At 38.0% G+C, this 26,614-nt stretch carries 16 protein-coding genes and 2 other RNA genes; 3 read left to right on the top strand and 15 right to left on the bottom strand.

Annotation, left to right across the window (positions count from 1 at the left end):
* Positions 1-76: 76 nt before the first annotated feature.
* The 4 genes from trpS to ssrS form a co-directional block, all read right to left on the bottom strand.
* Positions 77-1,072 (bottom strand): tryptophan--tRNA ligase, encoded by a 996-nt coding sequence (trpS, locus tag AAG186_RS03470; protein WP_161636583.1) that lies wholly within the window; start codon positions 1,070-1,072, stop codon positions 77-79.
* Position 1,073: 1 nt separating this feature from the next.
* Positions 1,074-1,790: a biosynthetic peptidoglycan transglycosylase gene (locus tag AAG186_RS03465; protein WP_200548771.1), complete on the bottom strand. Its 717-nt coding sequence runs from the start codon at positions 1,788-1,790 to the stop codon at positions 1,074-1,076.
* Between the two features lie 40 nt (positions 1,791-1,830).
* On the bottom strand, positions 1,831-2,055 hold the full coding sequence (locus tag AAG186_RS03460) for a YneF family protein (RefSeq protein WP_125164623.1): 225 nt from the start codon (positions 2,053-2,055) through the stop codon (positions 1,831-1,833).
* Positions 2,056-2,132: 77 nt separating this feature from the next.
* Positions 2,133-2,285, bottom strand: a non-coding RNA gene (ssrS, locus tag AAG186_RS03455) — 6S RNA.
* A 63-nt stretch (positions 2,286-2,348) separates the two neighbouring features.
* Between ssrS and AAG186_RS03450 the strand changes: the two genes are divergently transcribed.
* Positions 2,349-4,034 (top strand): proline--tRNA ligase, encoded by a 1,686-nt coding sequence (locus tag AAG186_RS03450; protein ID WP_342622007.1) that lies wholly within the window; start codon positions 2,349-2,351, stop codon positions 4,032-4,034.
* Positions 4,035-4,104: 70 nt separating this feature from the next.
* Here AAG186_RS03450 and AAG186_RS03445 read toward each other — a convergent pair whose 3' ends face one another.
* The 11 genes from AAG186_RS03445 to AAG186_RS03395 all read right to left on the bottom strand — a co-directional run bounded on the left by AAG186_RS03445 (position 4,105) and on the right by AAG186_RS03395 (position 22,804).
* Positions 4,105-6,450, bottom strand: a complete 2,346-nt coding sequence (locus AAG186_RS03445) for a Cna B-type domain-containing protein (RefSeq protein WP_161636586.1) — start codon at positions 6,448-6,450, stop codon at positions 4,105-4,107.
* 236 nt (positions 6,451-6,686) lie between these two features.
* Positions 6,687-12,665 (bottom strand): Cna B-type domain-containing protein, encoded by a 5,979-nt coding sequence (locus AAG186_RS03440; protein ID WP_342622006.1) that lies wholly within the window; start codon positions 12,663-12,665, stop codon positions 6,687-6,689.
* A 180-nt stretch (positions 12,666-12,845) separates the two neighbouring features.
* The gene (locus tag AAG186_RS03435) at positions 12,846-15,194 is read right to left on the bottom strand and encodes a DNA translocase FtsK (protein ID WP_342622005.1); all 2,349 of its coding nucleotides are present in this window, start codon (positions 15,192-15,194) and stop codon (positions 12,846-12,848) included.
* A 13-nt stretch (positions 15,195-15,207) separates the two neighbouring features.
* Entirely contained in the window at positions 15,208-16,866 is a 1,659-nt protein-coding gene (locus AAG186_RS03430) for a ribonuclease J (RefSeq protein WP_003773289.1), read from the bottom strand.
* A 143-nt stretch (positions 16,867-17,009) separates the two neighbouring features.
* Complete coding sequence (locus tag AAG186_RS03425) at positions 17,010-17,774, bottom strand: TIGR00282 family metallophosphoesterase (protein WP_125164625.1); 765 nt, start codon at positions 17,772-17,774, stop codon at positions 17,010-17,012.
* On the bottom strand, positions 17,774-19,330 hold the full coding sequence (gene rny, locus AAG186_RS03420; RefSeq protein ID WP_161636590.1) for a ribonuclease Y: 1,557 nt from the start codon (positions 19,328-19,330) through the stop codon (positions 17,774-17,776). The genes AAG186_RS03425 and rny overlap by 1 nt, the downstream gene beginning before the upstream one ends.
* A 112-nt stretch (positions 19,331-19,442) precedes the next feature.
* A complete protein-coding gene (gene recA, locus AAG186_RS03415) occupies positions 19,443-20,468 on the bottom strand; it encodes a recombinase RecA (RefSeq protein WP_331836117.1) in 1,026 nt (341 codons plus the stop codon).
* A gap of 31 nt (positions 20,469-20,499) precedes the next feature.
* Positions 20,500-21,093, bottom strand: a complete 594-nt coding sequence (gene pgsA, locus AAG186_RS03410; RefSeq protein ID WP_125164628.1) for a CDP-diacylglycerol--glycerol-3-phosphate 3-phosphatidyltransferase — start codon at positions 21,091-21,093, stop codon at positions 20,500-20,502.
* Positions 21,093-22,022: a helix-turn-helix domain-containing protein gene (locus tag AAG186_RS03405; RefSeq protein ID WP_237558265.1), complete on the bottom strand. Its 930-nt coding sequence runs from the start codon at positions 22,020-22,022 to the stop codon at positions 21,093-21,095. Before AAG186_RS03405 ends, pgsA begins: the two co-directional genes overlap by 1 nt.
* A gap of 126 nt (positions 22,023-22,148) precedes the next feature.
* An RNA gene (gene rnpB / locus AAG186_RS03400) (RNase P RNA component class B) lies at positions 22,149-22,480 on the bottom strand.
* A gap of 9 nt (positions 22,481-22,489) precedes the next feature.
* A complete protein-coding gene (locus tag AAG186_RS03395; protein WP_013852834.1) occupies positions 22,490-22,804 on the bottom strand; it encodes a DivIVA domain-containing protein in 315 nt (104 codons plus the stop codon).
* Between the two features lie 126 nt (positions 22,805-22,930).
* Here AAG186_RS03395 and recU point away from each other — a divergent pair, with 126 nt between their 5' ends.
* Together recU and AAG186_RS03385 are read left to right on the top strand one after the other, a co-directional pair.
* Entirely contained in the window at positions 22,931-23,512 is a 582-nt protein-coding gene (gene recU / locus AAG186_RS03390; RefSeq protein WP_161636593.1) for a Holliday junction resolvase RecU, read from the top strand.
* The gene (locus tag AAG186_RS03385) at positions 23,509-26,565 is read left to right on the top strand and encodes a transglycosylase domain-containing protein (protein ID WP_342622004.1); all 3,057 of its coding nucleotides are present in this window, start codon (positions 23,509-23,511) and stop codon (positions 26,563-26,565) included. Before recU ends, AAG186_RS03385 begins: the two co-directional genes overlap by 4 nt.
* Positions 26,566-26,614 lie beyond the last annotated feature (49 nt).

The raw sequence follows: 26,614 nt of genomic DNA, 5'->3' as shown, positions 1-26,614 counted from the left end.
TGTATATTTTGAAAGACCTAGAAAATAATTCTAGGTCATAATTCATGAATCTTTTTGATATTTATGTTAGGCGAACTTAGTTGCGTTTCCAATCAAGACCAAATTTCGATTGCACATCATGCAATGTTGCTTGGGCTTGAGGACGGACACGGGATGCGCCTTCCGCTAAAACATCATTGAGTGTATTGGATTCAATACACTCGTGATAACGTGCTTGAATCGCCTCTAATTCAGCGCAAACAACGTCTGCGACTGCCTTTTTAAAACTTCCATATTGTTGGCCTTCAAATACTTTTACGGCGTCATCAATACTGATTTCTTTCAGTGAAGCATAGATGGTTAGTAAGTTCGCAACCCCTGGTTGGTGTTCTGGATCATATTGCACAACACCAATACTATCCGTCACTGCTGACATAATTTTCTTACGTGCTTTTTTAGTGTCTTCTTTTAAATAAATGACCCCTTTGTCCCCTTCGCGATCTGATTTACTCATTTTCTTGCTTGGATCTTGTAAGGACATAATGCGTTTTCCAACCTTCGCAATGACCGGTTCTGGAATTTTAAACGTATCCCCAAATCGATTATTAAAACGTTCGGCTGTATCACGTGCTAACTCAACGTGTTGTTTTTGATCTTCACCAACAGGTACAAGCTCGGCACCGTGAATTAAAATATCGGCTGACATTAAGGTTGGATACGTATAAAATCCAGCACTTAAGGAAACACCGCTGTCTTTTTTATCTTTATATTGAGTTTGACGGTTTAATTCACCCATTGGGGTAACACACGATAATAAGAAACCAAGTTGCGCAATTTCAGGAACATCACTTTGGAGAAAGATGTCTGTTTTTTGCGGATCAAGACCACATGCCAAATAAAATGCCAAGGCATCCCTTAAATTGGTCTCAAGTTCTTCCGGATCAATCGGCATGGTAACACAGTGTAGATTTGCGATAAAAACACTTAAATCGTATTCATCTTGCGATGCTACAAAAGGCTTTAACGCGCCAATATAGTTTCCTAATGTTAATTGTCCTGTTGGTTTAATACCACTAATCATTCTCTTTTTCATTTCATTGTCCTCCATAAACATCCATTAAATAGATTTCTTCGGCACGTTCTGCTGTAATTTCTTGGGCATCAACCAGACGATTTAATACATGACGTTGCCGCGCTTTCGCAGCCTCAAAATTAGAACTCAAGGCATAATAAGACGGTGATTGTGGCAACCCCATCAAAAGCGTCGCCTGTCCTTCATTCAATTCGAAAGGTAGGACCTCAAAATACCCCATGCTTGCATGGTATATCCCGGAATAACCATCACCGTAATAGATTATATTTAGATACATCTCCAGGATTTCTTCTTTAGTATACGTTAAAAGTAAGTCACGTGTTACAAAATATTCGGATACTTTCCGCACAAAAGAGGCATCATGATCAAAATATATATTTTTAGAAACTTGTTGTGGAATGGTTGATCCCCCTTCCACAAGTTTACGACTTTGAATATTATGAACAATCGCACGTAAAACTGCACGCAAATCCATTACCGATTTCCGAGTAAACAAACGGGAGTCTTCCGTAGCAACCATGGCCTTTAAAGCAAGGTCAGGGATTTCATCGATTGTAGTATATGCTTCATCTTTTTTTAATTCGATTAAAACCGTATCAATTGGTTTTTTCAGGATAACCGATTGATACTCTTTGTATCCGAAAAAGAGGATGACCCCCGCAACCACCAAGGCAACGGTCACCATCATTAAAACAAGTTTTCGTATCAGTTTTCTCATATTCACACATCGTAATAAAAAACACAGTCGCCTGTGTTTTTTATTGTCCCATCGACTTCATGATCTGACGAATTTGCGCTTCGGACGGTTTACGTCCCATTTGCATGTACATCGCACGAATCATTTTTTCGTTAATTGGTGGGTTTTCTTTTAATTGTTTTTCAAAATACTTCTTACTTAAGAAGAAAGCAACGACACCTCCAACCAATAACCCTAAAACAAAATAAGTAATTGATAAACCTGTTGTACTTAGTAGTGTTAGCATACTCTCACCATCCTATATCTATCTATATTTTATAACGATTCCTTGATAAACACAAGGACCGATTTAATCATTCAAAATAAAAACCCAAAGGGTTGATATTATTCCCTGTGTTAACAGGTGGGTATCCTGTCATGGGTTTAGGATTCTAATAAATTAGCTTTCACACCACGCATAAACATCCGGATTCCCTTATATCAAAGTGTCGGAAATATATTTCCCTTTGGGCACCACTATTATAACACACAATTCATGGTTTCGTGATATACTATATGAGAAAATTACGAGGTGAATGTATGAAATTAAGTAAAAGTTTCTTTTATACCATTAGGGAAGATGTTCGTGATGAAGATTCTACCAGTGGTAACCTACTCGTTCGAGCTGGGTATATTAAAAAAAGTTCTTCCGGGGTATATATGTATATGCCACTTGGTTTAAAAGTTAAAAATAAAATCGAAAACATTATCCGTGAAGAGATGAACGCCATCGATGCACAGGAAATGACCATGCCTACCTTGATTCCTGAAGATGTTTATGTAGCCTCAGGACGTCGTGATATTATTGGTACCAGCATGTTCCAATTGGATGACCGTTTTAAAAAACCATTTGTTTTAGGTCCTACGCATGAAGAGTTGTTTGCGCAAGCAGCACAAATGAAAATTCGTTCGTATAAAGATATGCCATTTAGCCTTTATCAATTTCAAACGAAATTTAGAGATGAAGCACGTCCTCGTTTTGGTTTAATTCGTGTACGTGAGTTTGTGATGAAGGATTCCTATACCTTTGATGCTGATCTTGAATCCGCTGACAAGTCCTATGACGCGATGTTTGAAGCGTATAAACGTATCTTTAATCGTGTTGGACTGGATTATCGTATCGTTCGTGCAGACACAGGTATTATGGGTGGTTTACTCTCTGAAGAGTTTCAGGCTGTTACTGATATCGGTGAAGACATCTTAGTACTTGGCGAAGAAACAGGATATTCAAGTAACCTTGAGGTTGCGGAAAACGTAAATCGTATTCAATCTGATGAACCATTCTTAAGTATAGAAAAAGTCTATACGCCCAATGCACGTACAATTGAAGAGGTTGCTTCATTTTTACAACAACCCGTTCAAAAATTTGTAAAAACATTAATCTATCGCTTGGATGATCAATATGTTGCCGTTTGTGTTCTTGGAGACCGTGATGTAAATGAAACTAAGCTTGCGAAATTATACAAAGCAACGGAAGTTGAACTTGCCGACTTTGAAAATGTTCAAAAACATACGGGTGCTTCTGTCGGATTTGCAGGACCTGTAGGTCTTGAAATTGATGTTGTTGTTGATAAGATGATTGAAGGATTACGAAATTTCACAGTGGGTGCAAATGAAAATGACCACCACTTCATTAATGTGAATCATTCTGATTTTAAAGCAACACACATTATCGACGTATCAAATGTTAAAGAAGGCGATCCAAACCCAGATGGTAAAGGCGTTCTTACATTCTCAAAAGGGATTGAAGTTGGAAATACCTTTAAACTGGGGACAAAATATTCAAAAGCAATGGGTCTTGAATACCTAGACCAAAACAACAAACTTCAAGATGTGTATATGGGATCTTATGGAATTGGACTGGGTCGTACTCTTGCAGCTGTTGTTGAACAAAACAATGATGAAAACGGTATTGTATGGCCCATGAATCTTGCGCCATTCCAAGTAGCAATCGTTGTTATCAATAATAAAAACGAAGAACATATGGCCTTCGCAGACGATTTATATCAAGAATTAACCCAAGCAGGACTGGAAGTGATTCTCGATGATCGTAAACAACGTCCAGGTATTAAGTTTAACGATATGGATCTCATTGGGGTTCCATTACGAATTACCGTCGGACGTGATGTGGAACACGGTGAAGTCGAACTGAAGGAACGTAAAACTGGTGCGGAACAAAAAATTAAACGTGAAGACATCTTGAGTGTTCTTAAATCTTATATGTAAAATACAAAAACTGGACTTAATCATCCAGTTTTTTTTATGCTTTTATAAAAAAAAGAAGAAGCCGAAGCTTCTACTCTTTTTCCTCACGATGATGTTTCAATACAAACATACCGATTCCTGAGATTAATAATAAACTACCATAGAGTAAGACATTGTTTGCACTTACACCTGTTTGAGGCAATTGTTCTTTACGAACACCCAAGACTTCAGGTTTTGAAGGTTCACCAGGTTTCGTAGGTTCAACAGGTTTTGTAGGTTCTTTTGGTTCGTGTGGATCTACAATGACCGGTTCATCATAATAGTTTGTAACGGTTAAACCGTCTTCACTGTAAACCGCAACATAACCTTTTGGTACATCAAGTTCGATAACGGTATAAACATAATCTTTTCCATTAGGATCTGTTTTTGGTAAATCCTCAAAGACTGCTGTTTCCTCACCATTGACTAAATCTACCGTAATTCCCATTTCAATGCCATCACGGACTAACCCAAATGTGATGGTAGGTTTAACACTTGGACCACCGTCCCAGATTTTGTGTGCGGTAATATCGATTTTCTCAACGATAAAGTGATTGGTAATTGTGAGTGCATCCGTTTGTTCCATTTCATAGCCTACCGGAACATTGACTTCTTTTGCGGAATAAACGATTTCATTTCCTGCTTTGTCAAGAATTGGTAAATTCTTAAATGTTACCACATCAGTACCTGATGTTAAGGTTTCAAGATGATTTTCAAGTGCAATATCATTTGCATAAAGTTGAATTTGAATGGTTGGGTGAACCGCAGGTCCACCAACCCATACTTTGTTTACAGCTACATCACGTAGGTTATAGGTATTGGTTACTTCAAGTCCATTTTCATGTTTGATATAGTTTTCTAAATCTGTTGTTTCTTTAACAAAATATGTGTATTCATGACCTTCTTTGTCGAATTTTAACTGTTTTCCAAAATCAGCGGTTGTTTGACCATCAACCAATTCCATGGTTGCACCTTCAACACGTTCTGAAACACCGTTTGCGCTACGGTAGAGATCAAATGTTACCGCAGGCCGTGGTGACGTACCACCCACCCATTTCTTTGTCGCAACAACATCAATTCGTTGGTAATCGTTGTAAATTGACTTCGATTGGGATTTTTCAGTCATTTCAATTTCATATTCTGTTGAATCCAACTCAAACCCATCACGCGTTTTGATTTCTTTTAAGGTATAACTACCGGGTTCAAGATTGAAATCAAAGATACCATCTTCATTGGTAATTCCTTCTATTTTCTTGCCATCTTTATCTGTAATCTCAAAGGTAACGCCTTCGAGCACTTCATCTGTATCTTTAATAAATTTTTGCACGCGGAATACACCTTTTTCCTTCATTTCTCCACCGATTGTCGCATCATCAAACATATTCACAACGGATGTATCAGTATAATGTTTGGGTGTATCCGTCACAAGATTTCCGGATTCATCTTTATATTCAATTGTTGACGCATTTTTATAATTTTCAAGTTTCTTATCAAAAGCACGCGTATCATAAGTAACGGTAAATGTTGTTTTTGCTGCTTTTTCTCTTGGAATCATTACCGTTAGAACTTGACCCTCAACAGTAATTGTTCCATATTCTTTATTAAATTCTTCAGCACTGATGTGTTTGAGTTCTCCATTGGCTTCCACGTCAACCATGATTGATCCATCAACCAGTTTATGACCTTCACCAATTGTATCGATTACCTTCACATCGGATTGCACTGCTTCTTTAGGACTGTTGATGTTTAACCACCAGTTCATATCGCCGTGAACTTCTGTTGAGAATGTTCCGGTTTTCCAGTAAAAGATTGGACTTGGTTCAACACCTGTAGGGGTTCCAGGTTGTGAGATTGTAATCATTTGTTTATCCAATGAACCCAATCCAAGATTGGTTGGAAGTTCCGCAATTTTATCTTCTTCACCACGGTATGCATTATCGTATACCGATTTTAGATTAATCGTACCTGTAACGTTTTCAAGTTGAAGTACATCCTCCATAAATTCAAAATGAATGTGACTTCCATTAAAGGTTAACTCACCAAGGGTGATTTGTTTTCCATTTTTATCAAATGCATGTACAGGCATTTTTGAACCCATAGCACGAAGGGAACGTAAACTTACCTCATCATTACTTGGTAATGTTAACTCGAAATAATCACCTGGTTTAAATTTAACTTTTTGACCATTGTTCATATCGCTGAACGCTAAGTTAAACTCAATAGGTTGACTTGGATTGTTAATTAATCCCTTAGGATTAACGTCGAATTGGGTAAAGATCGCTTCATTTGTATAATCTTTAGGACTGCTTGATGCATTCACATTTGTGGTAATACCTGAAACGATTAGAACTAAAGCAATAAGTGACCTTAGAATCAACTTTGTCTTCGTATTTTTCATATTCTCTCCTTTACTTGTGAACTTTCATGACCTGTTCACAATCTCTTTGTATATGTAGTATATGACCTTTGTCACAAAACTTACACATTTTTGCACCTTTTCATCACAAAGTTATCACGATTCCTTACAAAATGTATCTAATGAACAAACTTAAGCAATTGTTCACTTATTTATGGCATTAAATACACAAGATTTTGCACAATAAAAAAAACCTACGTTTATGTAGGTTTTTTAGGCTATTTTCTTTTTTTGCGTCTTAGAATTAATCCCATCGCAATAAGACCCAATGCAGCAGTATACTGCATTTGCGATCCACCAACCCCTGTATTTGGAAGAGCACTTAAGCGATCTTTACTCATTCCTAATACATTAACTCCATGAAGTGGTGGTACTGATGGTTTCGTTGGTCTGTTGTTTAGGGAACCAACTCCATTATCTATTTTTGTATAGGTATTAATTGCGGTTAAACCATCCGCACTGTATGTAATTTTATAACCGGGAACATCATGTTCCACAATATGATATTTAATGCGTTTTCCAAAGTCATCAAAAACAGGCTGACCTCTGAAACTAACCGACTTCACACCCGACCCTAAGATTTTTTTCACACCAAGGGGTTTGTTGTTGGCATAAAGTTCAAAGACGACATCCGGTTTATCATCTGGTCCACCAACCCATACTTTATGGGCAGTGATGGTTTGAGAACCTGGATTGAAGGTATTCGTTACGGTTAATCCGTCTGCACTATAGCTTACGTCATACGCTTCATGTTTCGTACGTTCTTGAACCGAATAGTGAATGATTGATCCATCTTGATTACGAACTGGCAGTTTTGTGAAACGTGCTTGTGTCGTGCCGTCTTGCAAGGTTGCCGATTGATCCGTCTTAACGCCATCTGCATATAAATCAAAAATCACGGTTGGACGATTGCTTGATGCACCACCCACCCATTTCTTCGTTGCAATCACATCACGAATTCCTTGCTTATACGTATTGGTTACGGTAAGTCCATCTGAACTATAACTTACGTCATAATGTTCAGGTACATTCACTTCTTCAACACGATACACAATTTTTGTTCCTTGTGCTGTATAAACAGGCACATCCGCAAAGGTAACCGTCTTCTCGCCAGAAGCAAGAACTTGGGTCATCCCTGTAGCCTTTTGATCAGCGTAAAGCTCGAAGGTAACATTTGGACGTGACATTGGGCCACCATTCCATCGTTTTGTCGCACTTACATCACGCATGCCTTGATTAAAGGTATTTGTGATTGTTGTTCCTTGATAGGATACATCGTAATTTTCAGGAACATCACGTTCTTGTACTGTATATACAATATCAATACCTGCCTCATCACGTTTTGGTAGGTCTGTAAAGGATGCTTCATGTTCTCCATGTTGGAGCGTCAGTGCATGTTCTGTTTTAACGTTATTCGCGTATAAATCAACTACAATTGTAGGATGTGTTTCGGGACCATCAATCCATACTTTTTTAAATGCAACCTCCGTTACACCTGGATTGTAAGTATTGGTTACCGTTAAGCCATCATCGCTGTAAGAAGCATCAAAGAACTCAGGTCCTTGTATTTCTTTTACGCGATACTCATAACGTCGTCCTTGCGTATCAAACTCAGGAACGTCTGTAAACGATACCGAAGCCATCGAAGGTGTCAGTGTCTCTTTTTGATTCGGTACAGCTTCAAAGGCTTTATCTTCAACACGACGATACAACTCAAAAACAACATTGTCCCGTGCTTTTTCGCCACCAGACCATACTTTAAAGGCACTCACCGTTTTTAATGGCGCATGATATGTATTGGTAACCTCGATTGTATTCGCGTCTGTTATCGGTGCTACGGAAACTGTATAGTTTTCGGGTACAGAAACTTCGCGAACAGCGTATTCATACGGTTTACCTTGATGATCATTTTGAGGAACATCCACAAAATCAAGATGGGATTGACCCGAAGGTAATTGTTCTTGCATACCTAATACATCTTTAAATTCATCGTGTGTCCCTTTTAAGCGTCGCGTTAATTGGAATGTGGTGTCAGGACGAACTTCAGGTCCATCAACCCATGTTTTTAGAATACGAATGGATGTCGTCGGTGATACGTAGTGATTATAAACTGTTAAGCCATCGGGACTGTATTGCGTTACCGTATTGGGTACCGACGTTAATTCCTTAACAAAATACGTATACGTTTTACCTTCGTCATCACGTACTTCTAAATCTTCGAAAACGGTAGTTGTTTCTCCATCACGTAAGGTTTGAATCATACCCGTTGACTCCCCTACTTTATCGGATGGGGATGTCGTACGACGTAGTTCAAACTCAATATCAGGACGTGGACTGATACCATTAGTCCATACCTTTTTCGCAATCACATCACGCAAACCATAATCATAGACATTCGTTAAGGTTACACTGGTATCACCGTCATGCGAAATATTTTCAAGACTATAATGTTCAATCTCATTAACTTCACGAACACTATATAAATAAGGCACATTGTCCTCATTAAATTTCGGTAAGTTCGCAAAGACAATATCGTTATCGCCAGGCATCATGCTTTGAATCATCCCCGTCGACTCACCATTGCGAATGAGCTCAAGTTCTAATGGAATTGAAGGTCCAGGACCTCCCTGCCATATTTTTTTGACGTTTAAGTGTGTCACCCCTTCTTGGAAGGTGTTGGTAACCGTTAAGCGATCAGCACTGTATGTAACAGCATAATTTTCTGGTACTCCGGATTCACGAACAAAATACGTAATTGTTTTCCCATCCATTGTACGTTTGGGTAAATCTGTAAATGTTACAACTTGTTCTTCTGATTCTTTTAAAACACGTTCCCCATTAGGTACTGGTGTTTCAACACCATCTATGGCTTGATAAAGTCGTAGTGTTACCGTCTCCTTGTGTCCACCCACCCATATCTTTCGAGCGGTAACTGATGTATTACCTTGATCATAAGCATTGATTAATTCAAGGTTATTCAAGCTTTCAATTTGAGTGTAACCATTTGGTATGTTCACTTCTTTAAGTTTATATTCAATACGACGTCCATCAAGTGCAAAGGTTGGCATTGAATCAAATCGTACCGTATCACTACCACTTTTTAAAATTTTTGATGCAACACCGCTGTCACGATAATCTGTTTCGCCTTCATAACGCTCTTGAAGCTTAATCTCGATTTCCGGTTTAAGTTCCGGTCCACCACGCCATACTTTTTTACCATAAATTGGGCCTGTTTTGACGTCAAAACGATTAATAACCGTTAAAGGATCTGAAAATGAATTCAAACCTAAATAACCCTGCGGCACTTCGACCTCATTGGCGAAATAGGTAATCGTTTTCCCATCCAATGTTTTAATTGGAAGGTCACCAAAATGAGCCTCCGTTTCACCATCTTTAAGTTCGATTGGTGCAAGTGGAACCGGTAGAATTTCATTGGAGCCTTCAACCCGTTTTGACAGCACAAGTGAGATGGTAGGTCTTGGACTCGGTCCGCCTTCCCATACTTTACGCGCAATAATGGCTTTGGTCGGTATTTGGTAATCATTAATAATCTTCAAATCTGTACCCGACCCTTCATATCGAGTTACATAATGATCCAATTGCGTTAATTCCTTAACAGAATAGACAATATCTCCATCATGATCTTGTTTTGGTAGATTTCGATAAACTAGATTCGTTTGACCATTTCTTAAAGTTCGTTTTCCATTTGAAACCGGAACTCCATTTGCGTAGAGTTGAATCTCAATTTCAGGACGTACTTCCGGACCATGATTCCATATTTTCTCAACATTTACAGAGATCATATCCGGTTTGAACGTATTGGTAACGGTTAAACCATCGGCACTGTAGTGAACCTCATAGTGTTTAGGAATATTCGCTTCGCGTACAAAATAACGGATTGATTTTCCGTCTTGAGTTGTTTTAGGAAGGTTCTTGAATGTAACAGATCCCTCACTTAAATCTTGATAGACCCCATTAACTGCCGAAGAAACGCCATCAATACTTTGGAATAATTGAAATCTTACAGTAGGATGATTGCCTTGGTTCAAGGAATCCACCCAAACTTTATTTGCAGTCACATCGACATACTCCATACGGAATGTATTTGTGACCGTTAAACCATCGTCGCTATACGATGCATCATATCCTTCTGGAATGACAACTTCACGTACGCTGTAAACAATTTCTTTGCCTTGTTCATTATACTTAGGCATATCTTTGAATGTATGACTGGTTTGTTGGGTTAGGGTTATCGTATTTTGTGTATCAACACCATCCGCAACTAAAACATACTTCGTTTCAGGACGAACAGGATTCCCTCCGACCCATTTTTTGGTCATTGTTACGTCTTTTAATAAGTATTCATTTTCAATATGATTCGGTTTAATAATGTTTTCTTTATAATTTTCAGGTACGTCAACCTCACGAATACTATAATCAATCGCAACACCACCCTTATAAGCCGGTAAATCTTTAAACGTTACAGAGCTTTGACCGGATGGAATTTCAAGGATGCTTCCTTCAACAAGTTCACCATTTGCATAAAGTTGAACAGAAACAGATGGTTTCGCAGAAGGTCCACCCTTCCATGTTTTAAAGACTTTAAAATCCGTCAACTCGGTATCTTTAATAAATGTATTCGTAACAAAAATTTCATTGTTTTCATTAATTGGTGTGATGTCAACCTGATACTCATCCGTTGCGAAACCTGCTTCTTCTACAGAATAGGTAATCGTTTGACCCGTAGCGGTTGCTTGAGGAAGGTCTTCAAAAACAACAGATGATTTTCCGCCTTCAAGCGTCAAAATACGACCTGATTCGGTTGTAACGCCATCAACTGTTTGCATTAAGTTAAATGCAACTACAGGATGTGGCGAAGGACCACCAACCCATTTTTTGGATACTTTAACATTTGTTTTCTTAATTTCATTTTTAAATACGGCTAAAGTACCAACTTCCGCATTTTGATCTACATCTACCGTGATTGGTTTTGAATCAACCACAAGCCAAGAAGGTGCTTCAACTTCTTCAATGGTGTAACGACCATCTTTAAGCGAAAGATTAATTACGCCAGATTCATCTGTAGTAACACGTTCAATAAGAGCACCACGATCATTTTTCACAGTAAAAGTAACACCAGATACAGGTGTTTCAGTTCCATCAACGACTTTCACAATTCGTAAAACACCAGGCTTTGGCTTATTACCAACAATCGAACCGGATGCATAATGATTTTCAACAGATACATCTTTTTCAATGGTTTGGGGATAGCCTTCATGATCATAAAAACTCGCCACAGCTTTATTTTCCATCTCAGCCTGTTTCAAATCTGTGATTTTGGTGTTATACATGACTTCAATTGAAGTATAGTGTAATTTGCCTGGATGGGTTGCCACAATTAAAGACTGACCATTAATCCATACGCCACCATACTGATCTCGAAACGCCTGTTCACTAACCGTAAAGCGATTTCCGGTATGATCGGTAACCATAAATACTAAGGATCCTGGCATGTATTCATGACCCGTTCCAATTGTATCGCGTACCGTCATCTCAGACATAAAGGGTTCGCGTTCACCGTTTAATAGAAGAACCCATCGCACGACCTCTTCCTCTTCACGGGACATTCCGCCCAATTTCGCAAACATCTCATAAGAACCACTTCCTTGAAATTGACCTTCAATTTGTACCGACTTTTGAGAAACATTCGTTCCAAGATTGGTATACAGTGTTTCTTTGATGTTTTGTGTATTATCATTAAATCCTTCAACTCTAAATGTGAAAGAACCTGCAATATTGTTGAGTTGATCTACTTCATCTGTAAACACAACATGAACATTACTTTCTGTCACATAGACATGACCGAGTGGTTTTTCAACCCCAGGCATGGTAAGCTTAATCGTTTGTGAGATTCCTTTGAGTCCCACGGAATAAGGAGATCCATTCGAATCTACTTTCTGCTCCATTGGTAATCGGAGTTCCATAACATCACCAGAATTCAACTTGCGATTTCCGGATTCCGCAAATTGAACTGTAACGCTGGTTTCATACCCATGGTTTAAATTAGTATTTGAGAAATTAAAATCAGTTATAAGACTGTTTTGATTTGCGACACGTGCTGTATCTGCATCCAACTGAACTCCAGTTGATACAAACATGACCACAGCCATCAAAAGTGCAAATAGCTTTCTTTTCATATACCCTCCCATGAATCCAAATATAAAAATTTAGACTAACGGTATCAATATACACTATTTTTAAGAAAATTTCACTACATTCGCACAATTTGTTCTCGTAATATACATAAACTTAACACAACTCCCATATATTTAACGATAAATGACAAATATAAGGTAATGGAGACAAATAAAAAAGCGCTATAAAGCGCTCTCTTGTTCAAGATCATCTAATTTTAAATAAACATCGCGGGGTTTACTACCCTGAGCTGGACCAATGACACCATTTTGTTCTAAGGCATCGATCATATTGGCTGCACGATTATATCCAATTCTAAAACGGCGTTGTAATAGAGATGTTGATGCTTTTTTCTGACGAACAACATATTCTTGAGCTTCTTGGTAAAGTGGATCTTCTTCCACACCCAAGACCCCTTGGTTTCCATCAACACCATCTAATTTAATAAAGGAATCATCAAATCGTGGTTTTGCTTGGGCACTTGCTTTATCCGCAATTTTCTTAACTTCGTCATCACTGACATAACATCCCTGAACACGAATTGCATGCGGTTCACCCATTGGTACATACAACATATCGCCATATCCAAGCAATTTTTCGGCACCGGTCTCATCCAAGATGGTACGCGAATCAATTGCACTTGACACCGCAAAAGCAATTCTCGAAGGAATATTTGCCTTAATGATTCCTGTTACAACATCCACGGATGGTCGCTGCGTCGCGACAATAAGATGTATCCCCGCAGCACGCGCAAGTTGAGTAATTCTTTGAATACTTGTCTCAACCTCTTTACCGGCAACAGACATTAAATCTGCCAACTCGTCAATAATAACGACAATCCACGGTAATTTTGTCAGATTTTCCGCAGGGAAGGCTTTCACTTTCTCATTATAAGATCCAATATTTCGCACCCCAGCTTTTGAAAATAAATCATAACGTTGTTCCATCTCCTCAACAACAACTTTCAAAGCTGCTGATGCCTTATGCGGATCATCAATAACCGGACCAATTAAATGTGGTATTTCAGTATACGGTGTAAATTCTACTTTTTTGGGATCAATCAAGAGAAGTTTCAAATCTTCAGGTGACTTCGTAAGAAGTATGGATGTAATAATTGTATTCATACATACCGACTTACCACTTCCGGTTGCCCCCGCCACAAGTAAATGAGGCATTTTATTTAAAGCAACTGTAATCGGTTTTCCAGTTAGATCTTTACCCAAAGCAACATTAATGTTATCTTCAGCCATAAATTGTGACGAACCCATCACAACATCTTTCATCTTAACTGGAACCATTTCCACATTGGGAATTTCAATCCCCACTGCACTCTTACCTGGAATTGGTGCTTCAATACGTAATGTTTTTACTGCCAATTCCATCATTAAGTTATCTTGAATTGAGGCAATGCGACTGATTTTCACATTACTATCCGGTTTTAATTCGAACTTAGTAACTGCTGGTCCAATATGTATATCCATAAGAGCAGCATCAATACCAAACTGTTTTAAAACTGCAATTAAACGGTCACCTTTATCTTTAGCACTGCTAACATTTGCTTTTGAGGTATTCGAACCACGTCCCGCCTCTAATAAGTTAATGGAAGGAACTTTGTAATGATCAAATGAACTGGATCTAAAATCCTCACCGTGTTCAAGTGCTTCTTGTGTACTTGTTTTATCTGATAATGAAACCGGATCTAAACCTGCATTTTCAAGACCAAACGGATTCTCATCAGATTTAGCGACATCACTTGGAATCGTTGCGGCTGGTTCGTCCATTGTCATAAACGGAGTTTTAGAAGTCGGTTCAACACCACTTTGAGGTGGATCAAAAGAAATAAACCCAGCTTTCGTTGGCTCTGTCTCAGATGCATAATCATTTAATTTCTCATCCAATTCAACTTGTTTTTGATGAAGTGCTTTCTCACGTCGTTTTGCTTCTTTTTGTTCACGACGTTTTTCAAATGCAGACTTGGTAGCATCCGTACTCTTTTGAGCACTACGCAACATTTCTCGAGGTGTAAACAAGAGAGCAAGACCACTTAGAATTAAGACAATCACAAAGAGCAATACACCCGCACGATCTACAAGATACGATAACAAACCAAATAAAACGGCTCCCACTACACCACCATAAGCATTCTCATTCGAATTCATAAAAATCTTAGGAATTCGATTAAAATACTCGGATATAACCGATAAACCGGATGCTTGAGGTTGTAGAAAGAAATTAACCGAAAGAATCATTGCTGTAAACAAAAGTCCAACAGCTGTCCAAAAACGCCACGTTTTATGTTTATGATCAGTATCAATCATTTTATAAAAGGTAATACCTATGATTAAGATATGGTAAGGCATTGGATATTGACCTACTAAAACACGCATGCATTGATTTAAAAAACGACCAATGACACCCAGTTCAAACATCGCAATAATTGCAAGTGCAATCAAAGAGAGTTCAACAACAAATTTAATAAGCTCTTGTTGTTTAAGCTGTTCTTTTTTAGTTTTCTTTCCCTTAGAACTCACTCAATCACCCCTATCAGATATGAATTTCGATAATAACAGGTAAAATCATCGGACGCTTTCCTGTTTGTTTGTAAATGTATTTCGCAATAACATCACGAGCTTCATTACGTGCCGTAACATTATCGTATTTATGCTTCTCAACAAGTTTCAAAATCGTTTGTTCAAGAATAACACCGACTTCTTTCATAATATTATCGGCATCTTTTAGGTAGATAACACCGCGTGATTGCACATCGGGTCCGCCCAAAATTTCTTTAGTTTTATTATTAATTACCATACCTACGATGATTGATCCATCCGTTGCCAATGTTTGACGATCACGGAGCACTAATCCTGATGTATCTAAATGATCTTTACCATCAATCAACATATCTTCTAATTTCAGAATTTCTGAAGTAGCCTTTAAACGTCCTTCATCAAACTCTGCAACTTGACCGTTGTCTAAGATCACGATATTACCAGCACTGATACCCATATCAACAGCAACACTCGCATTCGCTACAAGATTTTGATATTCACCCTTAACCGGAACATAATACTTCGGTTTAAGAAGTGCAATCATCATTTTTAAATCTTCTACCGATGCATGCATTGGCATAACATCTTTATAGTTGAGTGACATCACTTTAACGCCATCTTTATACAATTCGTTAATCATTGCACCTGCGACCGCTTCAGTACCAGGAACAACTGGAGATGCAACAATCACATGATCGTTTTCATTCACTTCAACAAGTTGATCTTCCCCCATCGCAATGCGTCCCATTTTATTGAACACACTTGGACCAATATCGGATACAATCACGACAACATCTTTAATATCATTATTAAACTGCTCTGGCTTAATTTCTAAACCTTTAGGCATGTGGTAATAGTTAAGACGTTCAAGATGCTTCATCAAACGGCGTTGCTTTTCACCGTAGAAAAACACTTTACGTTTAAATTTCTGTGCTGTCTCAATAACTTCGATAAGTCGGTAAATATTTTGTTCGTATAAAGTAACAAGAATACGTTCATTTGTCTCTTCAAAAACACGTTCAATTCGTTTTGTAATACGATGATTTGGGGAAGTAAATCCTTGACGTTTCGAAGCAACAGACTCGGCTGTTAATAAGAAAACACCTTTTTTCCCTAATTCAGAGATGTTTGCGACATCACACATAAAACCTTGATTACGCACATCAAAATCAATAATAAACTCACTTGAATGAACAACATAACCTTGATCTGTATCAATTGCAATCCCAAATGTATCCGGAATTGAATGTGTCAAACCAAAGGCTACAAAACGACGCTCACCAATTTTAAAACGACTGTTACGTTTAATTTTGTGAATGTGCGCATTCTTGACTTTATTTTCTTTAAACAAGTCTTCAATCATCAGCGCAATCAAAGGTGTTGCATATACCGGTGCATTTACTTCCTTTACAAGATAAGGGAGTGCACCCATTACGTCATCATGACCGTGTGTGATAAAAATTGCTTTAACACGCTTTTTATTTTTCTTTAAATATGATAAATCGGGAATGACAATTTCGACACCCAATTGATCAGTTTGTGGATATTTTAAACCTGCATCCACGACATAAATCTCGTCATTAATCTCAATGACCGACATATTCTTGCCATCTTCATCAAGACCTCCTAATGCGAGAAAACGAATTTTATCCATAAAATCTCCTTTTAATTAATTTCTATTATGATGTAAACCATTTCCTATATTATACACTAGATTTCCTTCACTTAAAAACGAAGCACTAATGTTTGCACAGAAACTTCAATAAAAAAACCAAGCAAGGCTTGGTTTTACTTACTTTAAATTGCAATTCTTTGAATTGACTTCGACTTCATCGTCTTATCATCAACATCAATCACTACAGCATTTAAGAATGCATCACCTTTGGCCACTTTGAAGTGTGTTTTTTCATTTAATATTACGCGATCATACAACTCATCAATGTCACGTCCAATAACACTATCACAAGCGCCACACATTCCGACATCCGTAATATAGGCTACCTGGCCAATAATACGTTCATCTGCAGTTTGAACATGTGTATGGGTTCCAACCATCGCATCAATTTCTTCAGAATAAATATGTGCAAATAACATCTTTTCGCTGGTCGATTCTCCATGGAAATCTACAAAGTAGTAATCATACTCCGTATTTTCTAAAAGCCAGTCCATATAAGGATAAGGCCGATCACCTACACGATTCATAAATGCTTCACCATAGAGGTTTACCACACAAATTTGTTTTCCCTGAACATCAAAAACTTTATAATAGTTTCCAAAATCAATGGGTTCAATATTCGCAGGTATCAATAGATTCGGACATGCATCATAATCATCGATAATTTCGCGTTTTGCAAATGTATGGTTTCCCATTGTAATGCACTCCACACCTGCTTCGGTTAATTGATTGTATATTTTCTTTGTAATGCCTTTACCATGTGCACTGTTTTCACCGTTTGCAATCGTAAAGTCTATTTCGTATTGCTCTTTTAACATAGGTAAGTGGTCAACAACAATTTGTCGACCACTTGCTCCTACGATATCACCTATAAATAATATCTTCATTACTTAGCTAACTCCATTGCGCGTAATTCACGAATCACAGTCACTTTAATTTGACCAGGATATGTGAGTTCTTCTTCTATTTGTTGACGAATATCGCGTGCTAGTTTTACCGTTTGAAGATCATCGATTTCATCTGGTACAACCATAACACGTAATTCACGACCTGCTTGAATTGCGAATGCACGTTGAACTCCTTCACGAGTTGATGCAATCGCTTCAAGTTCTTCAAGACGTTGAATATAATTTTCAAATGACTCAAAGCGTGCGCCTGGTCGTGCTGCACTTAATGTATCCGCCGCTGCGACAAGTACGGCAATCGCACTGGTTGCTTCAGTATCACCATGATGTGATGCAATTGCATTAATCACAATTGGATGTTCATTATGTTTCTTCGCTAAACGTACCCCTAAATCCACATGGCTACCCTCGATTTCAAAATCAAGACCCTTACCAATATCATGGAGCAGACCTGCACGCTTCGCAAGTTTTTGATTTAAGCCAAGTTCAGCGGCCATCATCCCCGCTAAATTCGCAACCTCAATACTATGAGCCAAGGCATTTTGACCATAGCTATAACGATATTTCAGACGTCCCAGAATGGTTACAATTTCTTTATCCATCTTACTAATACCTAAATCAAACAAGGTATCCTGACCCGTTTTATTAATAACTTGATAAAGTTCTTTACGTGCTTTATCAACAACTTCTTCAATACGACCTGGTTGAATTCGACCATCAGTCATAAGCGTATCCAATGCCATTCGTGCAACTTCACGACGAATTGGATCAAAACATGATAATGTAATAATTTCAGGTGTGTCATCGATTAATAGATCGACACCCGTTGCATTTTCAAATGCACGGATATTACGTCCTTCACGACCAATAATACGGCCCTTCATTTCCTCACTTGGCAAGGTAATGACCGAAGAGGTCCGTTGCGTTGTTTCTTCTTGTGCATATCGCGAAATAGCAAGAGAAATTATGTTTCTTGCGATGTCTTCAGCCCGTTGATGAGCCATTTCTTCTTGTTCACGAATGTAAGTAAGAACTTCTTGCTCCATTTGTTTTTCAACAACTTCGAATAGTTCTGTTTTTGCTTCTGATGCAGGCATATGAGCAACTCGTTCTAATTCTCTTAATTGAACTTCTGTGCGTTCGATTAACGCCTGCTCCATCTTATCTAGTTTGGCAGTTCTAGCCTCTAAGTCACGTTGCTTATTCAACATTTCTTTATCTTTAGTCACTAAGTTTGCATCGCGAAAATTTAGATTTTCTTCACGGCGATCCAATTTATTTTCATATTCTTGGAGTTCCTTACGCTGCCCCTTAAGTTCCTTTTCAGCATTTAGTTTGATCTCATAAGCATGAGTTTTCGCTTCTAAATGTGCTTCTCTTTTTATTGATTCTGCTTTTTCTTCAGCATCTTTAATTAATGAATTTGCACGTTCCTTTGAACGGTTTAAACCTAATTTATTCACGACAATCATCGCAAAAATTGTCAAAATAAAAACAATAATACCAGTTAAGACGGAATATAATAGTTGATTGTCCATTCTATTCCTCTTTCTTTATTAAAAAAATATTTAAAAATTAGTTTCCTAATACCTATATAATACTTTATTAATGTGAATTCCACAAGGACAAAAAAAAGAATGATATATATTATCATTCTTTATCCTCTTTTTTCTCTAAAACTTCACGTTTCGGTAAAATAATCTCGCGAATCTGTGCAGCAATCTCTTCTGTTATCTTAGGATTATCTTCTAAGAAACTTCGAACCGCTTCACGACCCTGTCCGATTTTCTCATCTTTGTAAGAATACCAAGATCCACTCTTATTGATAAAGTCATATTGAACACCGAGATCAATGACTTCACCAATATAACTAATACCTTTACCATAAATGATTTCAACTTGTGTGGTTCTAAAAGGTGGTGCTACTTTATTTTTTACGACTTTAATATTGGCTTTATTCCCAACAATATCCGCCCCTTGTTTAATTTGTTCACTGCGACGAATATCGAGTCGAACTGAAGAGTAGAACTTCAACGCACGGCCACCTGGTGTTGTTTCAGGATTACCAAACATAATTCCCACTTTTTCACGAAGCTGATTAATGAAAATTGCGGTACATTCCCCTCGGTTCATGCCACCGGATAGCTTACGCATTGCTTTAGACATCATTCGTGCTTGTAAACCGACTTGAGCATCACCCATTTCACCATCGAGTTCCGCTTGTGGTACCAGTGCCGCAACACTGTCAACGACAATTAAATCAACAGCACCGCTACGAACTAAGACATCCACAATTTCCAATCCTTGTTCACCACTATCCGGTTGTGAAAGAATTAAATCGTCAATGTTAACACCTAAATTTTGAGCATAAATAGGATCAATCGCATTTTCAGCATCGATAAATGCAGCTTTACCACCCGCTTTTTGCACTTCCGCAATCGCATGTAATGCAAGCGTTGTTTTACCGCTTGATTCAGGGCCATAAATTTCAATAATACGACCTTTAGGGTATCCGCCAATTCCTAGTGCAGCATCCAAACTGAGCGATCCTGAACTAATAGCGTCAATATCAACCGCAGCTCGATCACCCAAGCGCATAATTGAACCCTTACCAAATTGTTTTTCGATTTGTTTTATTGCATCATCAAGAACTTTATCTTTTTTTGCGTCTTCCATACGATCCTCCATATATGAAACTAAACAAAGACTACATACTTTCTGTAAAGAATGAACGGCTTTGAATTACATACGAAGCCCCACTTAATACTGACATCAAGGTTGCAAACCATACTGCAATCGATGAAACTGGAATATGATATAACTCAAATGGCAGATTATTGAGTAAGACTAAAATAATTGCAATCATTTGCGCAACAGTCTTTACCTTACCTAAATACCCAGCAGCCATAACCATTCCTTTTTGAGCAAGTAACATTCGCACTGCATCCACAATGGTATCGCGCCAAATCATAATTAAGACTGCTACAACAGGAACAATGCCTTGGTAGGCGAAAATAATAAATAATGTATTTACAAGAAGTTTGTCTGCAATTGGATCTAAAAACTTCCCAAATACAGTAATCATATTACGACTGCGTGCAAGATAACCATCAAGGAAATCCGTAAAGGATGCGACCGCAAACAGTACAAGCACTGCAATATTTTTATACGACAACATCACGGTATCAATATTTATGTAGGGAACCGTAATCCCAAAATGACTGTAAGGAAATAATTCCACCAATACAATAATTGGTATTAGAATAATTCGAAAGACGGTTAGTTTATTTGCGATATTCATTAGTTAGCTCCTCCAACAAACTTGAAGGTAATTGTTGCATAGTCGGGTAATGTTGCAATTGATGCATCCATTTCGACTTTTTCACCATTCAGTTTAATCTCATTACCATTCATGTAACCAAATGTTACTTCCAGTGACTTCCCATCCGCAACATTGAGAATAACACTTGCTTTCTCATTAGCATTAAAAATCTTAGCAGCTGGATTTGCAAGCTGTTGTCCATCTTCGGTAAAAGAGGTCCAAGAAGCATTATGGAATTCAAAATCAAACGTTGCTTTTTCATCCTTAACCCAGTTTTTCACTTCATAAACAACACTTGATCCTTCAATCGATTTTTGAGCGACTTCAAGTTTTGTTTTTTCAGGTTCTTTTGGCTTTTCGGTTTCTGGTTTTTTCTCATCTTCTTTCTCATCTTCTTTTGGATCTTCTTTTGGAACTACGATGGTACTTCCTGGATCTTCAATCGGATCTTTGACATTGAGACTTCCACTTAATAATTTATAACCACCAAAGAATAATAGTGCGAGAATCGCAATCGCAAACAAGAGCATCGCAATTGTTTGTAAATCCATTTTCTTACGGCCTTTCGATGCGGGTTTGCTCTTAACTTTAGCTTGCTTCGATTTTTTTTGGACATTGCTTGTAATTTCATCTTGCTTTTTGATTTGTGAAACCGTAATGGAATCTGTATACGCATTAATCGTATCATCCAACTCACTTCGCAATTCATTATAATCAATATCTAAAGCATTCGCGTAATAACGTACAAAGTAGCTCAAATACGATAAATCGTCTTTGAAAAATTGAATATTTCCTTCTTCAATTGCACTCAACTGTACGGTTGATAATTTCGTTTTAACACTCATTTCTTCTAATGAGTAACCTTGTTCTTTACGGCGTTCTTGTAGTATTAAGCCAATTTTTTCCAAGTTATGCTCACCTTCCTTACACATATAAAATAATTATAACAATCATTACACTTTATTACAATGTAATACGTGTGCATTTGTGAAATTAAAAAAAGGAGTATTTCTACTCCTAATTGCATTAACACTCATTAAGCCATGTTCTGTTGCGATAATCATTTATCTACGTTTTAAAAACGTCTCACGTTACCTTCATTTCAGTAGTGTGAGTTCCCCTACCAATTTTGGGTTTCTCGCTTATGGGGTTTACCTCGTTCCACTTCCTAGGTTTCCCTAGAAACTTCGTCACTGTGGCACTTTTATAGCCTCCATCCATAGTTTCCCTTAGGATTTTGGTCTGCCGTTATAGATGCCTCTATACCTCAGCTTATTGATTCACTGAGCACAAACACTACCACCATCTCAGGTGGTGCGAGCATGGACTTTCCTCTACATTTTACTGCAGCGATTATCTTTCGTGTTAGTAAGATTTATTTTTTATTATTAAAGACCGCTTCCTCAAGCCGTGAGACACGTTTTAGAATGTCTACATGACTGAATTGAGTTGGCATATCCTTAGACACACGATCTCTTCCTTCATATTCTAAAAGCATGCGTTTTTGTTGACCTAATGTGGTTTCATATCGATCTAACAACTCTTTTTGTTCTTTGATAATGCCTTCAAAGAATTCATAGTCGTGCATTACTTGATCAAGGAATTGATCAACTTCAACTGCATTATATCCTTTAAAGTCCACATGGAACTCTTTATCCAGGATTGCTTGCGTCGTTAATTTTTGTGCCATAAATTCACCTCTCATCTATTATTACAAATAACCGTTTGAAGTTCAATAGGAAACCTCCGCTTTCCCCTAAGATTTTTAGTATATGATATTTGATGGGAATTATAGTATAATATTGTTGGTGATTAGATGATTCAATATCCAACTGGAAAAAAAACTTACAACAAACCCAGTGGTACTGGCGTTACAAGTAGACGTGGTATGAGTCTTGAAGAAGATATCAACAAGACCAATGACCACTATCTTATGAAGGACATGGCGGTAGTTCATAAAAAACCTACGCCGATTCAAATCGTCAATGTTGACTACCCTTCACGTAACAAAGCAAAAATCACTGAAGCTTATTTTAGACAGGCATCCACGACCGATTATCAAGGTGTATATAAGGGATACGCTCTTGATTTTGAAGCAAAAGAAACCAAGAACAAAACCTTGTTCCCACTTGCTGCGCTTCATAAACATCAGCTCGATCATCTTGCTGCGGTTTCACGGCATGGTGCCATAGCATTTCTTATCATTCGTTTTTGGACGATTGATGAGACGTATTTGATCTTTGCAAAAGACTTTGTACCTTATATCAGTGAGAAACATGTTCGGTCGTTACCCCTTTCGTGGATTCGATCTGTCGGTTATCAACTTGAAAGTACATATCAAATACCTTGTCATTATCTTGACATTATTAATAGAGTCTATATAAAGGAGTGTCTATGACAAATAGAAAAAGTAAAAACGAACCTGAGATTCCACATATTAAGCGTGGATCATCAAATAATACGGATGGTTCTCAAAAGAAAACAAAAACAAAAAAAGATAAAAAACCCTTAACACCTGAACAGAAAAAACTGAAACGACAACGCATTGTCGCATGGATTTTAATTGTTTGTGTATCAATCGGAATTATTGGCGTTACAGGCGTCGGTGCACTTACCGTAAAAAACATGAAAAATGCACCTGTATTAAAAAAAGATGACTTTTTAACACAATCCGCATCAACCATTTTTGATAAGAATGGGGAGCCTATTTATAATACTGCTGCAAAGAAATCCGATCCTACAACATTTGATCAAGTGCCTCAATCGTTAATTGATGCATTTGTTGCGGTTGAAGATTCTCGTTTCTTTGTCCATGGCGGTTGGGATGTTCCACGCTTTACCAAAGCAGCACTTTCCAATCTCCTTGATTCGTTAAGACATGGTTCGATTAGTTTTGGTCAAGGTGGGTCGACACTCACAATGCAATTAATTAAAAACCAGTATTTTATGGAAAATGAAGATGCAGCAACGGGTGTAAACCGTAAACTGCAAGAAATTTATCTTTCTACTAAACTTGAACGCGAACAAGTTCTTAGCAAAAAAATGATTTTTGAGCTCTATATTAATATGATTAATTATGGTGTTCCACGTACAATGGGTGCCGATGCTTCGGCCCAAGCATATTTTGGTAAGCGTCTTTCCGAAATTAACTTAACTGAAGCTGCATTCTTGGCTGGTGTTATTAATGCACCGAGTGTGAATAACCCTTACTACAGCATTGAAGCAGCCGACGAACGTACAAAAGAAGTACTCTACTTAATGAATTATCACGGATATATTACTGATGAAGAGTACCAACTTGCGAAAGCAGTACGCGTCGAGGATTTACTTGTTGAATCATCTGCTTCCGAAGGCGAAATGTTTGAGTATCAAGCATTTATCGATGTCGCCTATCAAGAAGCCCAAGAACTTACGGGTCTTGATCCAGGAAAAGTTTCCATGAATATTTATACAAGTATGGATCCTACCGTGCAAAAAGGGATTGATGATTTCCAAAATCGTAAAATTACAGATTTAAACCCTTCATTGGTTGATGAAGAAAAAAATGAATACCGACCTATTCAAGTTGGTTCGGTTATTCTTAATAACCATACCGGTGAAATTGCTGGGATTGTAGGTGGTTTCGATTATAATGGTGCATTCCTTCATAACCGCGCCATTGCGAGAAACTCTTCACCTGCATCTGTTATGAAGCCTCATATTGCTTATGCACCTGCATTTGAATATCAAGGTCTTGCGACATCACATGTGTTCTTAGACGCACCGATGAATTATCGTGGTACGGATATTCTAATTGGAAACTATGATGGACGCTATTTAGGACAAGTTCCATTGATGATGGCCGTTGCCGATTCACGAAACATTCCTGCCCTTGAAGCAACACAAGGTACAATTGATACCATTGGTAATGAAAAGATGGTTGAATATTTAAATAAACTTGGATTCAGTTCTGTATCCGAGGATAATTTCCGTCCTGGTTTCGCGATTGGTGATGGAACCTTCACTGTAAGTCCAGTTGAATTGGCAGGTGCCAATGCTGTTATGTTTAATGATGGAAATTATATTAAGCCTCATACAGTCACTCGAATCGAGTTCTTGGATAGTGATCGGGAACCTTATGTTCCTTCGCACACTGCAACACCTGTTATTTCGGATGCATCGGCATGGCTTACAACTCGAATTATGAAATATGCAGTTGAAAGTTCATATAACCCGGTTATCTCGCCAGTACGTCGTAACTACCCTGTATTTGGTAAAACTGGAACGAATAAATATGATGATGAAACAGCTGATGCTACAGGTGTTCCACGAAATTCAATTAAAGACCGTCTCATGATTACCGCAACATCGGAATACAGTATTGCGACATGGACCGGTTTTGACTCAAAAGATAAGAAGAATCCTTACTTCATCGATGAGTACGGTGTTGATGAAGCATCACAAAATCTTACAGGTAAACTCAACAGTTACCTCCTAACACTCATTGAAGAATCCTATGGTGCTGGTGATGATGTTGCCCGCCCGGGTTCAGTTGCCGATATTCAACATATCTTGGGAACATTCCCATATCAAGCGCCAGTAGAAGGTATGGACCAAAGCCTCCTTGCTACAGGTTATATCAAACGTGATTTCTTAAAACTTGCCGAAGCGAGTCCAAAAGACTTAGCAGCACTCAGTGATCATAAAGTTATGATGAATCAAAAAGGAAATAAATTTAATTTTGATATTAAGATGGCAACCTATCCCGATGCGTCGCAATTAACCGTTGCACCATCTACCATAACCATGAACTATCCAAGTGGTGGTACGGTTGATGGAAAACGTCTGTATGATCCATCATGGCTCTTTGGTGCCGTGCGCTATAAATCTGAAATTCGTGTTGATGGTAAACCCATCGCTGAATCGATGACCGAAGGACCAAATCAAGAAATCTCAGTAACGATTGAGAATTTAAAAGGTAAAATTGAGGCATGTTCTTACTACACCTTCGATAAGAGTACCGGTAAGAAGAGTAATGTAGTCTGCACAGCCGTTGATGCCAAGGAAATTAGTGTTTTAGTTCCCTCTGCAGGAACTGCATTTAATGACTTTGTAGAACAAATGGTGGCAGCAGGCTTTAATCGAGACCTCATTCAAGCAAATTATGTTCTCGAAGGAAACAAGTATAAATCAGTTGTTTCCTCGGATCCAAATATCCTTGGTAAAAATGTAAAACCGGGTGATTATTCTGGAACTGTTATCAGTGTTAATGTCACCGATTTAGAAATCACTGCTTCGGGCGACTATCTTCGTTCTAATCTCAAGCGTGCAGCTGATGCAGGATATCTCACAGTTGACACACAAGGTAAAGCATCTGGAATAATTGATTCCTTTACTGTAGATGGTACGGCGATGAGTTCATTCAGATTAAGTGATCATGAAGGATCTCAAGTTGTTGTAAACTTTAAATAGAAGGCTTCGGCCTTCTTTTTTTGCGTGCATAAAAAAAAGAGACGGATTG

Source organism: Erysipelothrix sp. P66 (genome assembly GCF_038682365.1).
Lineage (GTDB): Bacteria > Bacillota_I > Bacilli_A > Erysipelotrichales > Erysipelotrichaceae > Erysipelothrix > Erysipelothrix piscisicarius.
The sequence above is the reverse complement of the archived record's forward strand: the minus strand, read 5'-3'. Positions and strand labels throughout refer to the sequence as shown.